The sequence below is a fragment of the Trichothermofontia sp. genome, assembly GCF_053493415.1.
This window is the reverse complement of the sequence record NZ_JBRCAD010000105.1, coordinates 57,683-74,721: the sequence shown is the minus strand read 5'-3', so window position 1 is coordinate 74,721 and position 17,039 is coordinate 57,683. Positions and strand designations below refer to the sequence as shown.

Sequence of the window (17,039 nt, the reverse complement as noted above, 5' to 3'; positions counted from 1 at the left end):
CCCCCTACCGCTCCCCCTGTCCCAGAGCCAGGATTAGGGATGGGTGCGGGGAGTGAAGCCAGTGGTCCCAGTGTTGCCCCCAGCGGTCTGCCCCCGGTGGTGCCGGTGTCGTCCACCCCCGCCAGCCCCACGATGCCCCCTAGTTCTCCGGCGGTGGCCAGTGGGAGCAGCACCCAAATGCAAGAGGCGTCTTGCCAAGGGTTATTGGCACGGGGATTACTCGGCCTTCTCATCCTCGGTTTTCTGGGCTATGTCGGCTGGATGCTTTGGACAGTTTCGCAGCAGAAACAATCGATTGCCGATGCCCAAGCCCTCACCGCCGGGGCGATCGATGTCGCCAAGGTAACGAACCTGAATGAACTGCAAGCGGCCCAGCAGAAATTGAAAGATGCGGAAACCGTGCTGTCAGCCGTGCCCGATATTCCCGGTTCCGCCTATGCTGAAGCCCAAGCCGAATTACTGAAGGTGCGTGAACAACTCCAGCAGGTTGAAGAACGGCTTCAGGCGGAAGCCAAAGCGCAAGAAAGCATGACAGCGGCAATGGGGCTGGCGACGGAGGCCACGGCCTTGGGTAAGCGCCCCAACCGCACCATTGAGACGTGGAAAGAGGCCGAAGCAAAGTGGTTGGCCGCCATTAACTATTTGGCCGCGATTCCCCCCACCTCTTTCCTCTATCCGGAAGCCAGCCAGCGGATCGAAGCCTATCGCAATAATTACCTGCTGGCCCGCAAGGAAGTGGTGAACCTGGGTGGGGAGGTGCAGCCGATATCGGGGTTGGACGGATCACCCAGTGCCCTAGGACGGCAAAAATAAGGCTATGGGATGGCCCTGCCCCAACTTATTTGCTACCCCGACTTATTTGATGGGAGCGGTGCCGGGGGAACAGCTAGGGCCACTGATTGTGGTTGTGGGGACAGGGACGCTGCCCAGACCAGGCAGGTTATTTTCACACAAGACTGCTAGGGTCGTGGCTTCACCGATCGCTGTGATCATACCCACTTGGACCATCCCCACATACCCCTTGAGGGGGGATTGCAGGGTATTGCCAAAGACGACAATATGTTCATTGGCAGCCGCAGCGTTGTAAGGACCAGCCGCGACATATTGATAGTGATGGGTTTGACTGGGAATCCCGATCACCAGTAGCTCCAGGCTTGGGGCAAAGGTCTGTTGTTCCAAATAGTACGCTTGTTGAGCACGGACAAAAGTATTGATATGGGTTTTGGCCTCGGATTGTTTCGCCTTGTTAGCCTGATTAAGGAACGAGGGTATGGCGATCGCCGATAGTATTGTCACAATGAGTATCACAACCATCAGTTCAATTAGGGTGAACCCGGCTTCATAACGACGCTGCGGCTTGAGTCCTTGCCGTTGAAACTGTTTTGGTGGTGGAATAGGTTGACTATGTTGGGGGGGGAGTTGAAGGGTTAAGTGGGTTGTCTCGGTGCTCATATACATAAGCTATCTCTCTCTGACGTGATTCACTACCCGCCCAGCAAAACCAGTTAAACTAGCCCCAGTGCGACGAAGCTGCGGCTAGCCTACTCAGGTATAGGTTGATATTTAACATTGGGATCTCAGTAACCTCTCAATAGGGCAATAGGGCGATCGAGGTTCCCCAAGGGGTGATTCGCGTGCGCATACAGGATGTGCCAAGAGAGGGGGCGCGATCGGGGCGTGGGTGGGGTTGTGAACCTTTTTCATCCAGCTTTAGCGAAAACCGGATATCAAGGGTAAGAAGTTGGCTGCTCCCCTGCCCCTGTGGCCCAGGAACGTATGCGACTGGGCGTGTGGGGGGGGATCACTTGCCGTATCATAGGGTTTGGCGTTGATTAAATCATCCTGAACATAGCGTTATGGATATCCTGACCCTCGGCTGGGTTTCTTTGTTAACTGTTTTTACGTTTTCGATCGCGCTCGTCGTTTGGGGGCGCAACGGCTTTTAGACTGCAATATTGGCTATGGAATTATCCGTCCAAACAGTTCTAGCCCTGACTGCCCTAGGTCTCCTAGTGGCGGTCACGGGTGGAATTGCTTACCTCACCTTTGCCGAATGGCGCGATCGCCGACGCCAGCAGCGAGAGCAACGCAAGCGCTAAGCGGTAATGGCGACAGTATTGACTTTGCGTAATTGACACCTATGACACTTTCTTCTTCCCCCGAAACCCTAGCGGCTCCGGCCTCTGCGCCTGTTACGTGTGATCATCCCCCAGCGGATTCCCGGCAACGGGTTGGCGACTTTATGCGTCAGTTGCAGGATACCATTTGCCAGGGGTTAACCGAACTGGATGGTGAAGCGACTTTTCGCGAGGACAGTTGGGAGCGGGAAGAGGGAGGCGGTGGCCGTTCGCGGGTAATGCAGGCGGGGCGCATCTTTGAGCAGGCGGGGGTTAATTTCTCCGAGGTGTGGGGGGAACACCTCCCGCCCTCGATTTTGGTGCAGCGTCCGGAAGCAGCCGGTCACGGCTTCTATGCCACCGGCACGTCGATGGTGCTTCACCCCCGGAGTCCCTATATCCCCACGGTTCACCTCAACTACCGCTATTTTGAGGCGGGGCCGGTTTGGTGGTTTGGCGGCGGGGCGGATTTGACGCCCTATTACCCCTTCCGCGAGGATGCGGTTCACTTCCATCAGACCTTCAAAGCGGCCTGCGATGCCCACAACCCCCACTATTACTCGGTGTTTAAACCCTGGTGTGATGAATATTTTTACCTGAAGCATCGCGGCGAGACCCGTGGCAGTGGGGGGATTTTCTTCGACTATCAGGATGGCGTGGGCGAACTCTATCATGGTCCCGATCCCAATGGTCGGGCAGCCAAACGGAGCCGGGAACTGGGGGCGATCGCCCCTCGGCGTTGGGAAGATCTGTTTGCCTTTATTAAAAGCTGTGGGGCGGCGTTTTTACCGGCCTATGTGCCCATTGCCGAACGGCGGCAAGCCCTGGAATATGGCGATCGCGAACGGCAATTCCAACTCTATCGTCGGGGTCGTTATGTCGAGTTCAACCTGGTCTACGATCGCGGCACCTTGTTTGGCCTGCAAACCCAGGGCCGGACCGAGTCGATCCTGATGTCCCTGCCGCCCTTGGTGCGCTGGGAATACTGCTACCAGCCGGAACCTGGAACCCCGGAAGCGGAACTGTATGAAACCTTCCTCAAACCCCAGGATTGGTTAGGGGAGGCGGATCAACCCAGCTAGTTCCGTAAACATAAAGGTTCGCGACGTTAAGTTTCGTGGGGTTGGTCGTCAGTAACTGCAGGCATAGCGATCGGGGCAATTCTGACCCGTGGTCAAGGATTACGCCTGTGACCAAGATCATGGGCTAGCGCTACCCATGTTCCCGCTGCTGCCTTAACCGATAGGCTAGATTGGTGAGAGAAACATCCCTGGGTGCGGCTGATGCGGCTATCCCTATCGCACCGGGGCATCACGCCCTGAAATAATGATGAACATTGGGTAAAGTTGGGTAAACTTTAAGGATTACTCAGGGCCATGCTAGGAATGGAGCGGAAGCAGGCATTCCTCGCTGGAAGCGATTAGACAGAGAGTTGTTAATACCGGTCTCCTGCTGGACAACCGAATCCAGATCTTTGAGCAACGTGACAAGAGGGTGGGCGATTTTCATGGATCAGACAACGCACACAACCCAAGATGGCACCCAGGTGATTGTGCTAACGCCGAGTGGACGACTTGATATTACAACCGCTTGGCAGTTTCGCCTGAAACTACAGGAAGTTGTGAAGGAAAGCCCCCATGTTGTGGTTAACCTGGGGGCTGTAGACTTTATTGACAGTTCTGGCTTAACCTCTTTGGTCGCGGGAATGCGGGATGCAGATAAGGCAAACGGTAGTTTTCGTATCTGTAATGTGCATCCAGAGGCACGACTGGTTTTTGAAGTGACCATGATGGATTCGGTGTTTGAAATTTTTGAGACGGAGGCAGAGGCGATCGAAGGGGTGCCACGGGGCATTGCCCGTCGATAACTGCACGCTGCAATGCCTATGTCCGTGCGTCGATCCTGCCAGACAGAAACCCTTGACCTCCTGGAATGGCCGCGCCTGTGCCAGCATCTAGCGACCTTTGCTGCTACTAAGTTGGGGGCACTGGCGGCGCAGTCCCTCCAGCTACCCACAACACCAGCCGCCAGTCTGATCCTGTTGGCCCAAACCCGTGAGGTGTACCAATTAGAGGCAACCTTGCCCCAGGGGTTAAGCTTTGCGGGGATTAGCGATATTGGGGGGGCGATCGCGCGGGCCGAGCGGCAGGGGGTTTTATTTGGCGAGGAGCTACTGGCGATCGCCACCACCCTCGCGGGTAGTCGGCAACTGCGGCGGTTAATCGATCAGCAGAATCATCCCGGTGAAGAGGGGGCGGGGTCTGAGACGGTGCCCTATCCGGTGCTGGGGACGTTGGTGGCCGAGTTGCGCACCTATCCGGAACTGGAACAGGAAATTCATCGGTGTATTGACGATCAGGGCCAGGTGAGCGATCGGGCCAGCCCCGCTCTGGCTCGAATTCGGGAAAACCAGCGCCACCTGCGGGAGGAAATCCAGCGTACTCTCCAACGTGTCCTCCAGCGGCAGGCTAATGCTATCCAAGAACCACTCATTACCCAACGGGGCGATCGCTTTGTGATCCCGGTGAAGCTCTCCCATCGGGAGGCGATTCCGGGCATCGTCCACGATACCTCAGCCAGTGGGGCGACCCTGTACGTGGAACCCTACCTGGTGGTCGATCGGAATAACCACTTGCGCCAGTTGGTGCGTCAAGAGCAGGTCGAATCGGAAGCGATCCGGCAAGGGCTGAGTCAACAGGTGGCTGCCGTAGCCGAGGATCTGGAGCGATTGTTGGCGATCGTCACTACCCTGGATTTAGCCACGGCCCGTGCCCGTTATAGTTTGTGGTTGGCAGCCAATCCCCCCCGGTTTATTGATCCCCGTGCGGGGGAGGCGATCACCCTCCGTCAGTTGCGCCATCCTCTGCTGGTGTGGCAGGAGCGCCATGAACAGGGGTGTCCGGTGGTGCCGATTGATGTCCGGATTACCCCGAATGTGCGGGTGGTGACCATGACCGGGCCGAATACGGGGGGGAAAACAGCGACGCTGAAAACCCTGGGGCTGGCAGCCTTGATGGCGAAGGCGGGTCTGTTTGTCCCGGCTCGTGAGCCAGTGGAGTTGCCCTGGTTTGAGCAGGTGTTGGCGGATATTGGTGATGAGCAGTCGTTACAACAAAACCTTTCGACGTTTTCGGGTCATATTCGCCGGATTAGCCAAATTCTCTCGGCATTAACGGAGGGGGTAGAGACGGAGCGACAGGGGGGACTGGCAGGCGGGACGCCTACCCCACAATTAACGTCAGGGGATGAACTGGCAGGCGGGAGCGGGAGTGGACTGGCAGGCGGGACGCCTACCCCACGATCGCCGCTTGATGGCCATCTGCTGACGCCTGTTAATGCGCTGGTATTGTTGGATGAAGTGGGGGCGGGGACTGATCCAACGGAGGGGAGTGCGTTGGCGACGGCGTTGCTGCAATACTTGGCGGAGCGGGCGGGGCTGACGATCGCGACGACCCACTATGGGGAACTGAAGGCGCTCAAGTATCAGGACGATCGCTTCGAGAATGCGGCGGTCGAGTTTGATGAGGCGACCCTATCCCCCACCTATCGCCTTTTGTGGGGAATTCCGGGACGCTCGAATGCGTTGACGATCGCGGCACGCTTAGGGCTAAATCCCGACATTGTGGCAGCGGCGAAGCAACAGGTGACGCCCAGCCCAGCAGCCGATGTCAATCGGGTGATCGCGGGGTTGGAGGATCAGCGGCGGCAGCAGGAGGCGAAGGCACGATCGGCCAGCCAACTCTTGGAGCAGGCGGAACGGTTGCACCAGGAAGTTGCCCAAAAGGCGGCAATGTTGCGGGAACGGGAGCGGCAGTTGCAACAGGTCCAGGAACAGACGGTGCAACAGGCGATCGCAGCAGCCAAGCAGGATATTGCCAGGGTCATTCGTAAGTTGCAACAGGGACCCCAGACGGCCCAGGCGGCCCAACGGGCAACCCAAGCCCTCCAGGCGATCGCGGACCAACATCTGCCGCCGCCGCCACCGGTCGCTCCACCCAGTTTTATGCCGCAGGTGGGGGATAAAATCCGCATTCCCCGTTTGAATGTGACGGCGGAGGTGCTCAGTGGTCCCGATGCGAGTGGTGAGTTAACCGTGCGTTTCGGCCTGATGAAGATGACCGTGGCCCTAGAGGAAATTGAATCCCTCAAGGGAGAAAAGCCCCAGCGTCCACCGCGTGAGGCCGTAGAACCCCAGCCTAAACCCGCTGCAACGGACCCGGCCATTCGGACTTCCCGCAATACCCTGGATCTCCGGGGAATGCGGGTAGCGGATGCGGAGATTGACTTAGATCGGGCGATTGTGCAGGCCCACGGTCCCCTCTGGGTGATTCATGGTCACGGCACAGGACGGCTACGGCGAGGGATTCATGCCTTTTTGGCGCAACACCCTAGCGTAGAACGCTTTGAGGCGGCTGAAGCGGCTGATGGGGGGAGTGGTGTAACGGTTGTCTATCCTCGCCCATAGTAGGGATGAGGAATATACAGGTAACGTGGGGATGCAGTTCAACACCTTTGTTACGGCGATCGCGGATCTGGATGCCTGTGTGGCCGCACCGGGGATACGGGAAGTGCTGCTGGAACCCCGACTAATGGCTCGACAGGGGGGCTTGTCGCCCGAAGAGACCCAAACCCTAGCGATCGCGGCGCGGCACCGGGGGCTGAGTCCAGTGCTGGTGTGGGATATTCTCATGACCGAGTCGGTGATGCAGGGCATTGGCGATCGTCTCCAGACCTGGGATTTATCTCTCTTTGACGCTATCCGCGTGTGTGATATTGGTGCAGCGGCCTGGGTGCAACACCACCGACCCCAGATGCCGATCCACCTGATCGCAGAAACGGGCAATCACAACCTGGAGGCTTTACAGGGGTGGTGTGAGTTATTGGGGGCTTCCCTGAATCGCCTTGTTCTCTCGATCGAATTGCCAGAGGCTAACCTGATCCACTATTGCCAGCAATTACCCGTAGAATGCGAAGTCTTAGGCGCGGGACCCATCCTGTTGTTTTATTCGCCGCGATCGCTGCTGGCGGCCCATGTGTCTGGCGACGATGACCCGGATGAGCATACCCTCACCGCCCAGGTTGCCTTTGAAGATACCCCCCAGCGTCAATTTCCCACCTACGAAACGCCGCATGGCACCTTGATGTTTCTGGACAAGGATCAATTTATTCTCGATCGCTTGACTAACTTAGCCGCAGCCGGTTTAGCAAGGGTACGGCTAGATCTGCGGCACCTGAGCCACACCGGGGAAGCCGCCACCGGGATTGCCGCCCTCTGCACCCAACTTCAGACCGACCCCAGCCAACTGCGAAAAACCTGGCCCCGGCCCATCCAGGCCCCCTTCTTCAACGCCAACCGCACCACCGCCCTCTTCCCCCGCCTGAAAGCCAAGGCCAAACTCACCGCCTATCGCAACCAGAACTGTCTAGCCGAAGTCATCGCGGGCGAAAGTGGCCAATACGCCGTCTGGCAAGTCCTGCAATCCTTCACGCGATCGCAAATCGATTGCCTACGCATCCCCACCGGCGAAGCCCTCCCCATTCCCCCCAACCTCACCTTCCGCACCCTAACCAGCGAAGCGCCGACAACCCTCGAACCCGATCAAATCCTCATCACCGACTGGATCAAAAAAGCTGTCCCCGGCTCCCTCCTCATGGGCTGACCTTCGTGTCCCTTCGTGTCCTTCGTGCCTTAGTGGTGAAGCATTAGAGCTAAAGTAACCGTTAAATTTCCCCCACCACCAAATCCCGCAAAAACCCCACCAACCGCGCCACCTCCGCCATTGAATTCATCTCCGTCACACACACCAGCAAATCCTGAGGCCGATCGGGGAACCACCGGGACAGCGCCACCCCCGGACACAGCCCCGCCGTCAATGCCCGATCGATCACCGTTTGGGCCGCGATCGGGCACCGCACCACAAACTCATGGAAAAAGGGACCGCTATAGACTAGGGCATACCCCGGTAGTGCTTGAATCTGCTCAGCCAACCCATGTGCCCGTTGCAGGCTCACCGTTGCCATCTGGCGCAACCCATCCGGTCCCAGCAACGCCATATAGACGGCTGCCGCTGCCGCCATCAGGGATTGGTTTGTGCACACATTACTGGTGGCCTTGGCACGGCGAATGTGTTGCTCACGGGTTTGCAGCGTCAGGGTATAGGCCGTCTGGCCACGGGCATCCTGGGCAAGACTCACCAACCGTCCGGGGATCTGGCGTAGGAATTCCTGCCGCGCTGCCAACAGACCCAGGTGAGGTCCCCCGTAACTAGGTGGTGTCCCCAGGGCATGACCTTCCCCAGCGACGATATCGGCTCCCAGTTGACCTGGGGGCTGGAGGACGGCAAGGGTGGTGGGATCAGTCACGACGACAATCAGTAGGGCACCGATCGCATGGGCTGCATTCGCGATCGCGGCCACCTCTTCAACGCCCCCATAAAAATTCGGCGATTGCACCACCACTGCTGCACAAGCGTCTGCTGATTGCTGGAGATGTTGTTGCAGGGTGGTGAGATCAATCTGGCCAGTGGGGGCCGTTGGGACGATCGCCTGGGTCACATCCAACCCTTGTAAGTAAGTCGTCAATAATTCGCGATATTCCGGATGGAGACTCTCGGCCAGTAGGAGATGACTCCGGTTTTTCTGTTGCCGCAGGGCCATGAGAACCGCTTCGGCGGTAGCGCTGGCCCCATCGTAGAGCGAGGCATTGGCGATCGGCAGGCCGGTTAACCGGGCAATCCCGGTTTGAAACTCGAAAATGGTTTGCAAGGTTCCTTGGGCCGCTTCGGGTTGGTAGGGCGTATAGCTAGTCAGAAATTCTCCCCGTCCGACGATCGCCCAAACTGCTGCGGGGATAAAGTGACGGTAGCAACCCGCCCCCAGGAAGCAGGTGAGTTGATCAAGGTGGTGGTTGGCAGCGGCCAATTGTTGCAACAGTTGCCGCACCTCCAGTTCCGATTTCCCAGGGGGGAGGTTGAACTTAGGCTGGCGCAGATCAGCCGGAATGACCGCCAGGAGCGGTTCCATGTCAGCTAAATCCAGGGTTTGCAGTAGGTATTGCCGGGTGGTGGGGGTATGGGAACTATAGCGGGCCACGCGATCGTCACTCCATTGCCAGGAAACTTTACTAATCTTAACGAATTTAGCCCGATTCAACGGGCATTCAGCGAGGTTTGAAGCTAGTGAGCGTTGGGGCTAGAGAGGGCGGTTGGGGGTGGCGGCTGGCTATCATCAATAGACAGATCCTAGGTGGCTTGATCCTAATTGGTCGTGAGCATCGTTGGGCGATCAGGGGGGCACCTGGAGGCGTTGACGCTGCCGCCAGCGATTTTCCTTGGCGCTACGATCGCCGGAACCGTTGCCGAATGCGGGCCACCAACAGAACCGTTTCTGGCAGGCCCAGTAAGCTGGCTAACAGCACAAAAATACCTAAGCCACCTAGACCCGCAATGCTCAGAAAGCCTAGCTGCACCAGAAAACTAGGATTTGGGATGAGCTGTGTGAGGGTGGTATACATCCCCCAACTGCCCACGCCCGCTATCCCACTGAACCCCGTCAGGGCGGCGATCGTGCTCGCCCACTGCCGGAGGGGTAAGCCCTGCAAGCGGCGATCGAGCAACCACAGAAACATCAGCAATGAAACGATATTGACCCCCACGGTTGCCAATACCAGTCCCGGTGCGCCTAAGGGACCAATCAGCAAATAGTCCAGCAGGGCATTGAGAAAAATATTGAATATGCTGATCCGAAACGGCGTTTGGGCATCCCCCAGCGCATAGAATACCCGCACCAACACATCCCGCCCCAAGTAGACAAACATCCCAACCCCATAGGCCACCAATACTGAAGCAACTAACTGCGATGCCTCACTTTGGAACGCACCCCGTTCATAAATCACCCGCACGATCGGATCGGCCAACACAATCATCAACGCCCCCAGCGGCAACATCGACAGGGCGGTTAAAATCAATCCCTGGCGAATCCGGTCCTTCAACTCCGGCCAGTCTTGCGGATCGGTCAGCCGTGAAAATACGGGTAGCAGGGGAACCAGAATCATGTTCGACAGAATACCCAACGGCGTTTGCACGAGCAGACCGGCATAGCCGAGGGCCGACGCGGCTGGGGGGATAAAGGAGGCAAAAAACAGATCGGTGTAGACATTGATCTGCATCATGCCGGAGGCAAAGGTTGCGGGTCCCATAATTTTCAGGACCTCCTGTACCCCTGCGTGCCGGAAGTCGAACCGTAACCGCAGGCTACCCATCCCGCTGCGCCACTGGGCGACCACCTGCACTAACCATTGCAAAATCGCCCCAATTAATGTGCCTGCCGCCAGCACGATACCCCCCAGCAGGGCATATTCCGGGGCTGCAATATCCTTCCCCAAATTTAGCGCCAGCACCAGCAACCCCAGGATCACCGTCAGGCTGGAAAACAGGGGGCTGATGGATGGCAGCCAGTACTGATCCGATGCATTCAAGGTGCCAAAGCCAATCCCAATCAGACCGGCAAACAGGGCCATTGGGGCCATTAGTTGCAACTGGCGCACCGCGATCGCGCGGATTTCTAACCCCTCCGGTGTCTGGCCCAACCCCGGTGCCACCAGTTCGATCAGCGGTCCCGCAAACACAATGACGAGGATCGTCACGATCAACAGCGCCCCACTCACCAGGGTGGTGATCGACTCCACTAGGGGAGCCGCCTCCCGCTGATCCCGCTTGGCCAGCACACTCACCATTGCGCTATGGAAGGGGCCGTTAATGCCCCCCAGCAGGATCAGCAAAAAACCGGGAACCACATAGGCAAAGTTATAGGCTTCAAAGGCAGGCCCTACCCCAAACGCCGCCGCGATCGCCTGTTGCCGCACGAGGCCAAACAGTTTACTAATGAGGGTCGCAATGGCAACAATGCCAGCAATTTTGGCCAGCGATCGCTTCGCTGGGGGTTGCTCAGTCACAAAACCTCCCTGAACAGCATGGCAACAGTGTCATAACGTCACTAGTCATAACGTCAATCCAGAATAGAGGACAATGCCAACACGGGGAAGCCAATGCCGTCAGCCTCTCCACCTAGCCAGCCAAAGTCACCCAAGCAAAAACCCCTCTCCCTAGGGAGAGGGGCAGGGGTGAGGGCTAGCCGTTAACCTGTCTTCAGGCAGATCACTAGACCATTACGGGCGCGGGCAGGGCGGCTTCTGGCGACTTCGCTTCGGCCAACAGGGTTTGCAGTTCTTCACCCTCAATCACCTCAGTTTCAAGGATGCGTTGGGCAATTTTTTCTAGCAAATCCCGATTCTGGTGGAGAATGGCGAGGGCCTGCTGATGGGCACCTTCAACGATGTCCTTGACTTCCGCATCGATCGCCTGGGCAGTCTCATCACTCACCATGCGGCGGGGATTGACCATGCCACCATCGCCCAGGAAGGCGTTTTGTTGGCCCTTTTCGTAGGCCAGGGGTCCCAAAACCTTGCTCATGCCGTAGGTGGTGACCATGCGTTCCGCCAGATCCGTGGCCCGCTGTAGGTCGTTGGCAGCGCCAGTGGTGATGCTGCCGAAGACGATTTCCTCGGCGGAGCGTCCCCCCAGCAGGGTGGCAATTTGCCCCCGCAGTTCGCCCTCATCCAGGAGGAACCTATCCTCGGTAGGCAGTTGTAGGGTGTAACCCAGGGCTGCCATGCCACGGGGCACGATCGAGATCTTGGCAACTTTACTGCCCCCCGGCATCAGGGCACCGACGAGGGCATGGCCGACTTCGTGGTAGGCGACGATCGTTTTCTCGCGCTCGTTGAGAACCCGACTCTTTTTCTCTAGGCCCGCCACCACCCGTTCGATCGCTTCAGCAAAATCGGCTTGGGTGACCGCTTCCCGACCAGCCCGGGCCGCCAGGAGAGCGGCTTCGTTCACCAGGTTGGCGAGGTCGGCACCCGCAAACCCCGGGGTGCGGGTGGCCAGTTCGTGCAGGTTCACACCCTCGGCCAGCTTCACCTTTTGGGCATAGATCTTGAGGATCGCTTCCCGGCCAGCGAGATCGGGGCGATCGACCAAAACCTGGCGATCGAAGCGACCGGGGCGTAACAGGGCCGGGTCTAGGGTTTCGGGACGGTTGGTCGCCGCGAGGACGATCACGGTCGCATCGCCCGCCGCAAAGCCATCCATTTCCGTGAGCAACTGGTTCAGGGTTTGCTCCCGTTCGTCGTTGCCGCCCATAAAGACGCCACTGGCACGGGATTTCCCGATCGCGTCCAGCTCATCGATGAAGATAATACAGGGCGCATTCTTCTTCGCCTGCTCAAACAGGTCCCGGACACGGGCCGCACCCGCTCCCACGAACAGTTCAACAAATTCCGAACCGGAGATACTGAAGAAGGGAACCCCGGCTTCACCGGCCACCGCACGGGCGAGGAGGGTTTTCCCGGTGCCCGGCGGGCCGACGAGGAGGACCCCCTTGGGAATCCGGGCACCGATCGCCGTAAACCGTTGGGGTGACTTGAGAAAATCAACAATTTCCGACAACTCGGCCTTGGCTTCATCGGCCCCGGCCACATCGGCAAAGCTCACCTTGGTGGCTTCACTATCCACATACACCTTGGCCTTACTGCGGGTGAAGGATAGCGCTCCCTGGGGACCCCCCTGTTGCCGCTGGGCGAAGAACTGGAAGATCGCAACGAAGATCAAGGGGGGAACCACCCAACCCAGGAGGGTCGTGAACCAACGGTTTTGCGGCGGGGGGGCCGCTGCAAACTCAATCCCTTTGCTTTCTAAGCGCTGGGGCAATTCCAGGTCGAAAATCGGTGTGGTACTGAGGACTTGACCGGGCTTGCCCTCTTCACCTTTGAGTTGATAACGGATCTGGTTTTGAGCCACGTAAACCCGCTCAACCTTGCCATCATTCACCTGATCAATAAACAGGCTGTAGGGTACCTGGGGGATTTGGGGTCCCAAAATCAGGGGCAGTAGCAAGTTGCCGATGAAAAACAAACTGGCGAGCAAGAGGAGGATATTGCTCAGCCGAAAACGCGGGGGGCCTTTGGTATTGTCGCGAATTGCCATGATCGATCCTCAATAGTTAAGGGACACTTTCCCCCGCTGAGGGGGAAGGGAGGGCAGCGTCAGCCGGGTCAGGGGCTGACTGTGCCCGGTCGAACTATAAATGATTGTAAAGAAACTGAGAACGGCAACAGGGGGATGAAAGCCGCCCCTGAGTTTCGGCTATTGCCCCTTTCCTAAGCCAGTGCCAACCTGATGGCAAGGGGCGATTGGTGGGAATACTGGGGTCAGGGGTCTGCCGCGATCGCGATCGGCCAGGATGAGGGCTAGGATTGGGGGGAGGGGTGCGATGGCTGAAGCCATCACGACAAACTGGTTTCACGGGTCTGGAATTGCTTGATGATATCCGCTGAGTGGGTGTTCACGTTGATCTGAGGGGGTAAAGGATGGTATTGCTGCCGACGGAAGGCTGTTACCGGCAGGAGCGGGGGGCGTTGGGCCAAGTCCCTCACTACAGTTTGCCGGTTCGTTGGGGTCTCTGGGTTGGGTTGGCCAGTTTGAGTGTGGCCTGCACCGCCCCGATCGCCCCCTTAAGCCCACCCGCTTCGCCCGCTTCCAATCCGGTTTCACCGTCTCCTAGCCCCTCTCCTGTGGTTGCGGCTAGCCCAGCGCCCCCCGCCTCCCCCGTGGCCAGGGCTGATCCCTACCAGGAGGCGATCGGGACGGCCACTGGTGCGGTGAATATTAGCCGCTCTGCCATAGGTCGGGAAGATTGGCGATTGGCGGCTAGCCGTTGGGAACGGGCGATCCAATTGCTGCAAACAGTTCCCCAAGGCCACCCAGAGTATGCCACGGCCCAGCAGAAGATTCCCCAATATCAACAACTCCTTGCTGATGCCAAATTACGCGGTACGCCGCCGCCGCCGCCGCCTTCTGGTGATGCGGCTCCCCCCTTTTTCTCGGCTCCGATCAAATGGAAAGCGGGGGGAATTCCCATTATTGATGTCAAGTTTGACGGCAAACGCACGATCGAAATGGCGGTGGATACGGGCGCATCTGGTACGCTCATCCCTCACCAGGATGCCCGCATGTTAAACCTGCAACCCGTGGCCACGAAACAGGTGGCGATCGCTGATGGCTCGATCGTTGGGTTGCCCATCGCACCCGTCCGATCAATCGAACTCGATGGTCGAATTAAACGCAATATGATTGTGGCGATCGCGCCGCCTTCAATGCCGATCGGGTTACTGGGCCATGATTTTTACGATGGCTACGACATCACGATCAAGGAGCGGGCGGTAGAATTTCGTCGCCGCGATCGCACCTAACGCTTACCAAGGGCTGCCCACCATTGTGAAGCCAGCCCAGTAGGCGGGATGGGCCAAGGTTTGATTTCCTAAGACCGATAGTAGTCCGGGTAGTTCTAGTCCCTGCGGCTGATTGGGGCTGATCAGATACCCGTTCTCAATCCGCACCTCACCCCGCAACATGGCAATTTGGGTTTGGCGGAGGGCCTCGGCTTTGATGGGGGCCTGGTGCAACTGGCGATAGAACTCGGTCATAAAGCCTAGCGTCCCTTCATCATTGACATACCACAAACTGGCCAGCACAGACTTGGCCCCCGCTTGGACCGCGAGTCCGGCAAACCCCAGCTCGGCAGCCTCATCCCCCACTGCCGTGCGGCAAGCACTCAAAACCAATAGTTCCAAGGGGGGATTATTCCAGTTGAGCTTACGCAACTGGTTGAGTTGTAAGCGTTCATCCCACAGTTGGATATAGGCATTGTTGGCATCTCCCGGTTTAAAGTCGGCATGGGTTGCCAAATGCACGATCGGGAAGGACTCCTGGCGACGTAACCCCTTCAGGCGATCGACGGTAAAGTTTTCATTGATGAGGGCTTTCCCCTGCCACTGGGTTTCAATGATGGTACTCAACTCGAACGGCACACTGGGGAGGGGACTCTGGCCATCAAACTCCGATCGCCCCAGGGCCAACACCTTAGCCCGTCGCAGGCTGACATAGCGGGTATCGGTGAGGTTGATACTGGGGGTCAGTCCCAGGCTATATTTTTCGACTAAAAACTGGTTGCCGTCGTGGAGGGCGGCGAGGGGAATAGCCCGCAGTCCTGGATCGAGGGAAAAGAGCAAGGTATCAATCTGGTGTTGCGCTAGGTCAGCCGCCAAGGGGGCAATCAACCACTGGTACAGTTGTTGGGCGGGTTGCAGGTAGCGCTGGCGATGGGTGTTATTGGGGGTGCGCACCGCGCTGACAAACTGGCGGACAGTTGCCATGAGGAGCGCTTTGGAGGCTGTGGGGACCCGCTTAAAAATGGGTTCACCCGTGGGCGGTAATAGCACTAACTCCAGATAAGTGGGCTGCACAAAGACATAGATGATGGCGGTTTTTTGACCCGTCTGCTGGGCAATGCGTTGTAGGGTGGCCCGGATCGCCCCTTCCGTCAGGGCCGGCGCAGCCAGGGCTTCCCCCAGAAATTGTTCTAGTTCTTGGGTGCGTGAGGATTCAATCTGCCCAGGGGCCAGGGTATCCCCGATCGCACTCGCGGTCGTTACCCCCTGGGGGGGCATTGTCTGATTGGCATCCGTGGCCGCTGCCAAGCGGGGATTACCCCCCGTATTGTCAGTTTCCTCCGGCGCAGCTATGGGGCCAGCAGTGCCGCCATCCGGTCCCGTTGGCGCGGAGGACGTGTCGGAGGTGGTAAGGGAATTGGAGGCCACCAGTGTGCCGTTGCCGTTACTTTTCCCCTCCTCGATCGTCAACACAGGCGCCGCGATCGCTGGATTGCCGTTCAGATCATTGACATCCAGGCGAATTAAGCCTGCGGTTTCTTCGAGGCGGAACCCTGATCCCGTCAGTTCAATAATGCCGTTGTCATTAACCAACAGTTCCGTGGCATTGCCCCCTTGCCCGCCGGTGAGCAGTTCCGGCAGCGTCGGCACCGATCGCGGCTGACTTTGGAGATTTAACGGTCGGCCATTATTAGCAGCGGTGAATTCAGCTAGGGGCTGGAATTCCAGGCTGAGTAAGGCCCCTTCCTGACGAACCCGGACGAGGGTTTCACCCGGCACGGCAGCGAGGGTCACCTTCCCCCCCGAGGGGGCTAGCTGGGGCACCGTGGCCACCGTCCCCCCCAATAGGGTTAAATCCCCCGATGCGACCGCCAAGGAACCCAGGTTCAACACCGTGCCCGCTTCCGGGGTTGTGAAGGCAAAGAAGGCTGGTGATCCCGTGAGACGGTTGTAATCGCTGGTGCCGATCGCTGCAAACCAGCGATCGAGGGAAAAGCCAATCCCATTGGCCGTTGTGGCTGTAAACGAGGCAGGAATATCCAACCGGGCGTTGGGTCCCAGGATAATCCCTGCCGGGTTCATTAAAAACAGATTGGCATTCCCCCCCGTAACCTGTAGCACCCCGTCCACAAAGGACACTTCGTTCCCGACCACCCGGCCCAAAATGTTGCGCAGCTTAGGATCGGCAATAAAGTTGGCAATCTGGGTCCGTGTTAGGCCAAAGCGCTCAAAGCTGTGGAAAAGGTTCGCCCCGTCATTCGACCGTTGCCCACCGCGAATGTCGAAGCGATCGCCGGAGCGCTCGACCTGTGTACCCACCCCATCCTTGGCCGGGGTGATTTCCTGGGCCGCCACGCGTTGCGTTGGGTAAGGGCCGATCGCCATGCCCAGCACCCCCCCGATCGTGGCCGGAAGGATCGCTAACTGTGCCTTACCCCAGGGTTTCACCATGCTCAAGCCTGCCTACTTCCATAAACGCTGCCTCCCACTGTTGGGGACTGGGGATAACACGCCTCCGGGTTAGGGAAGGGGCTGAAGGACCCAGTCTTTTGTGTTCAAGGGCACGGTCTCACTTTAATTTTCGCGCAAACTGCCCCCTATCCGCATAAATCAGGATGCTGCGAGTACCGTTG

The 17,039-nt window shown here is 58.2% G+C and carries 13 protein-coding genes; 8 read left to right on the top strand and 5 right to left on the bottom strand.

What is annotated here, in order from left to right:
• The coding region (locus ACWIUF_RS09120) for a hypothetical protein (RefSeq protein ID WP_448572036.1) at window positions 1-813 on the top strand (813 nt) is incomplete at its 5' end.
• Between the two features lie 42 nt (window positions 814-855).
• On the opposite strand, the gene ACWIUF_RS09115 is transcribed toward ACWIUF_RS09120, so the two are convergent.
• The gene (locus tag ACWIUF_RS09115; protein WP_448572035.1) at window positions 856-1,458 is read right to left on the bottom strand and encodes a type IV pilin-like G/H family protein; all 603 of its coding nucleotides are present in this window, start codon (window positions 1,456-1,458) and stop codon (window positions 856-858) included.
• A gap of 398 nt (window positions 1,459-1,856) precedes the next feature.
• Here ACWIUF_RS09115 and petN point away from each other — a divergent pair, with 398 nt between their 5' ends.
• The 6 genes from petN (at window position 1,857) to ACWIUF_RS09085 (ending at window position 7,777) form a co-directional block, all read left to right on the top strand.
• A complete protein-coding gene (petN, locus tag ACWIUF_RS09110; RefSeq protein ID WP_265901271.1) occupies window positions 1,857-1,946 on the top strand; it encodes a cytochrome b6-f complex subunit PetN in 90 nt (29 codons plus the stop codon).
• Window positions 1,947-1,961: 15 nt separating this feature from the next.
• Window positions 1,962-2,099, top strand: a complete 138-nt coding sequence (locus tag ACWIUF_RS09105) for a hypothetical protein (RefSeq protein ID WP_448572034.1) — start codon at window positions 1,962-1,964, stop codon at window positions 2,097-2,099.
• Between the two features lie 41 nt (window positions 2,100-2,140).
• Window positions 2,141-3,199: an oxygen-dependent coproporphyrinogen oxidase gene (gene hemF, locus ACWIUF_RS09100; protein WP_448572033.1), complete on the top strand. Its 1,059-nt coding sequence runs from the start codon at window positions 2,141-2,143 to the stop codon at window positions 3,197-3,199.
• Window positions 3,200-3,624: 425 nt separating this feature from the next.
• Complete coding sequence (locus ACWIUF_RS09095; RefSeq protein ID WP_448572032.1) at window positions 3,625-3,984, top strand: STAS domain-containing protein; 360 nt, start codon at window positions 3,625-3,627, stop codon at window positions 3,982-3,984.
• Between the two features lie 18 nt (window positions 3,985-4,002).
• Window positions 4,003-6,582 carry an endonuclease MutS2 gene (locus tag ACWIUF_RS09090; RefSeq protein WP_448572031.1) on the top strand — a complete coding sequence of 860 codons (2,580 nt, stop codon included), beginning with the start codon at window positions 4,003-4,005 and terminating at the stop codon, window positions 6,580-6,582.
• A complete protein-coding gene (locus ACWIUF_RS09085; protein WP_448572030.1) occupies window positions 6,563-7,777 on the top strand; it encodes a peptidase U32 family protein in 1,215 nt (404 codons plus the stop codon). Before ACWIUF_RS09090 ends, ACWIUF_RS09085 begins: the two co-directional genes overlap by 20 nt.
• 61 nt (window positions 7,778-7,838) lie before the next feature.
• On the opposite strand, the gene gcvPA is transcribed toward ACWIUF_RS09085, so the two are convergent.
• The 3 genes from gcvPA to ftsH4 form a co-directional block, all read right to left on the bottom strand.
• Window positions 7,839-9,269 carry an aminomethyl-transferring glycine dehydrogenase subunit GcvPA gene (gene gcvPA, locus ACWIUF_RS09080; RefSeq protein ID WP_448572029.1) on the bottom strand — a complete coding sequence of 477 codons (1,431 nt, stop codon included), beginning with the start codon at window positions 9,267-9,269 and terminating at the stop codon, window positions 7,839-7,841.
• A gap of 184 nt (window positions 9,270-9,453) precedes the next feature.
• Window positions 9,454-11,070 (bottom strand): murein biosynthesis integral membrane protein MurJ, encoded by a 1,617-nt coding sequence (gene murJ, locus ACWIUF_RS09075; RefSeq protein ID WP_448572028.1) that lies wholly within the window; start codon window positions 11,068-11,070, stop codon window positions 9,454-9,456.
• A gap of 205 nt (window positions 11,071-11,275) precedes the next feature.
• Complete coding sequence (ftsH4, locus tag ACWIUF_RS09070) at window positions 11,276-13,162, bottom strand: ATP-dependent zinc metalloprotease FtsH4 (protein WP_448572027.1); 1,887 nt, start codon at window positions 13,160-13,162, stop codon at window positions 11,276-11,278.
• Between the two features lie 383 nt (window positions 13,163-13,545).
• On the opposite strand from ftsH4, the gene ACWIUF_RS09065 reads away from it, so the two are divergent.
• Window positions 13,546-14,427 carry a retropepsin-like aspartic protease family protein gene (locus tag ACWIUF_RS09065; RefSeq protein WP_448572025.1) on the top strand — a complete coding sequence of 294 codons (882 nt, stop codon included), beginning with the start codon at window positions 13,546-13,548 and terminating at the stop codon, window positions 14,425-14,427.
• A 3-nt stretch (window positions 14,428-14,430) separates the two neighbouring features.
• Here the strand turns inward: ACWIUF_RS09065 and ACWIUF_RS09060 are convergent, their stop codons facing one another.
• The gene (locus ACWIUF_RS09060) at window positions 14,431-16,857 is read right to left on the bottom strand and encodes a CHAT domain-containing protein (RefSeq protein ID WP_448572024.1); all 2,427 of its coding nucleotides are present in this window, start codon (window positions 16,855-16,857) and stop codon (window positions 14,431-14,433) included.
• Between the last annotated feature and the right edge of the window lie 182 nt (window positions 16,858-17,039).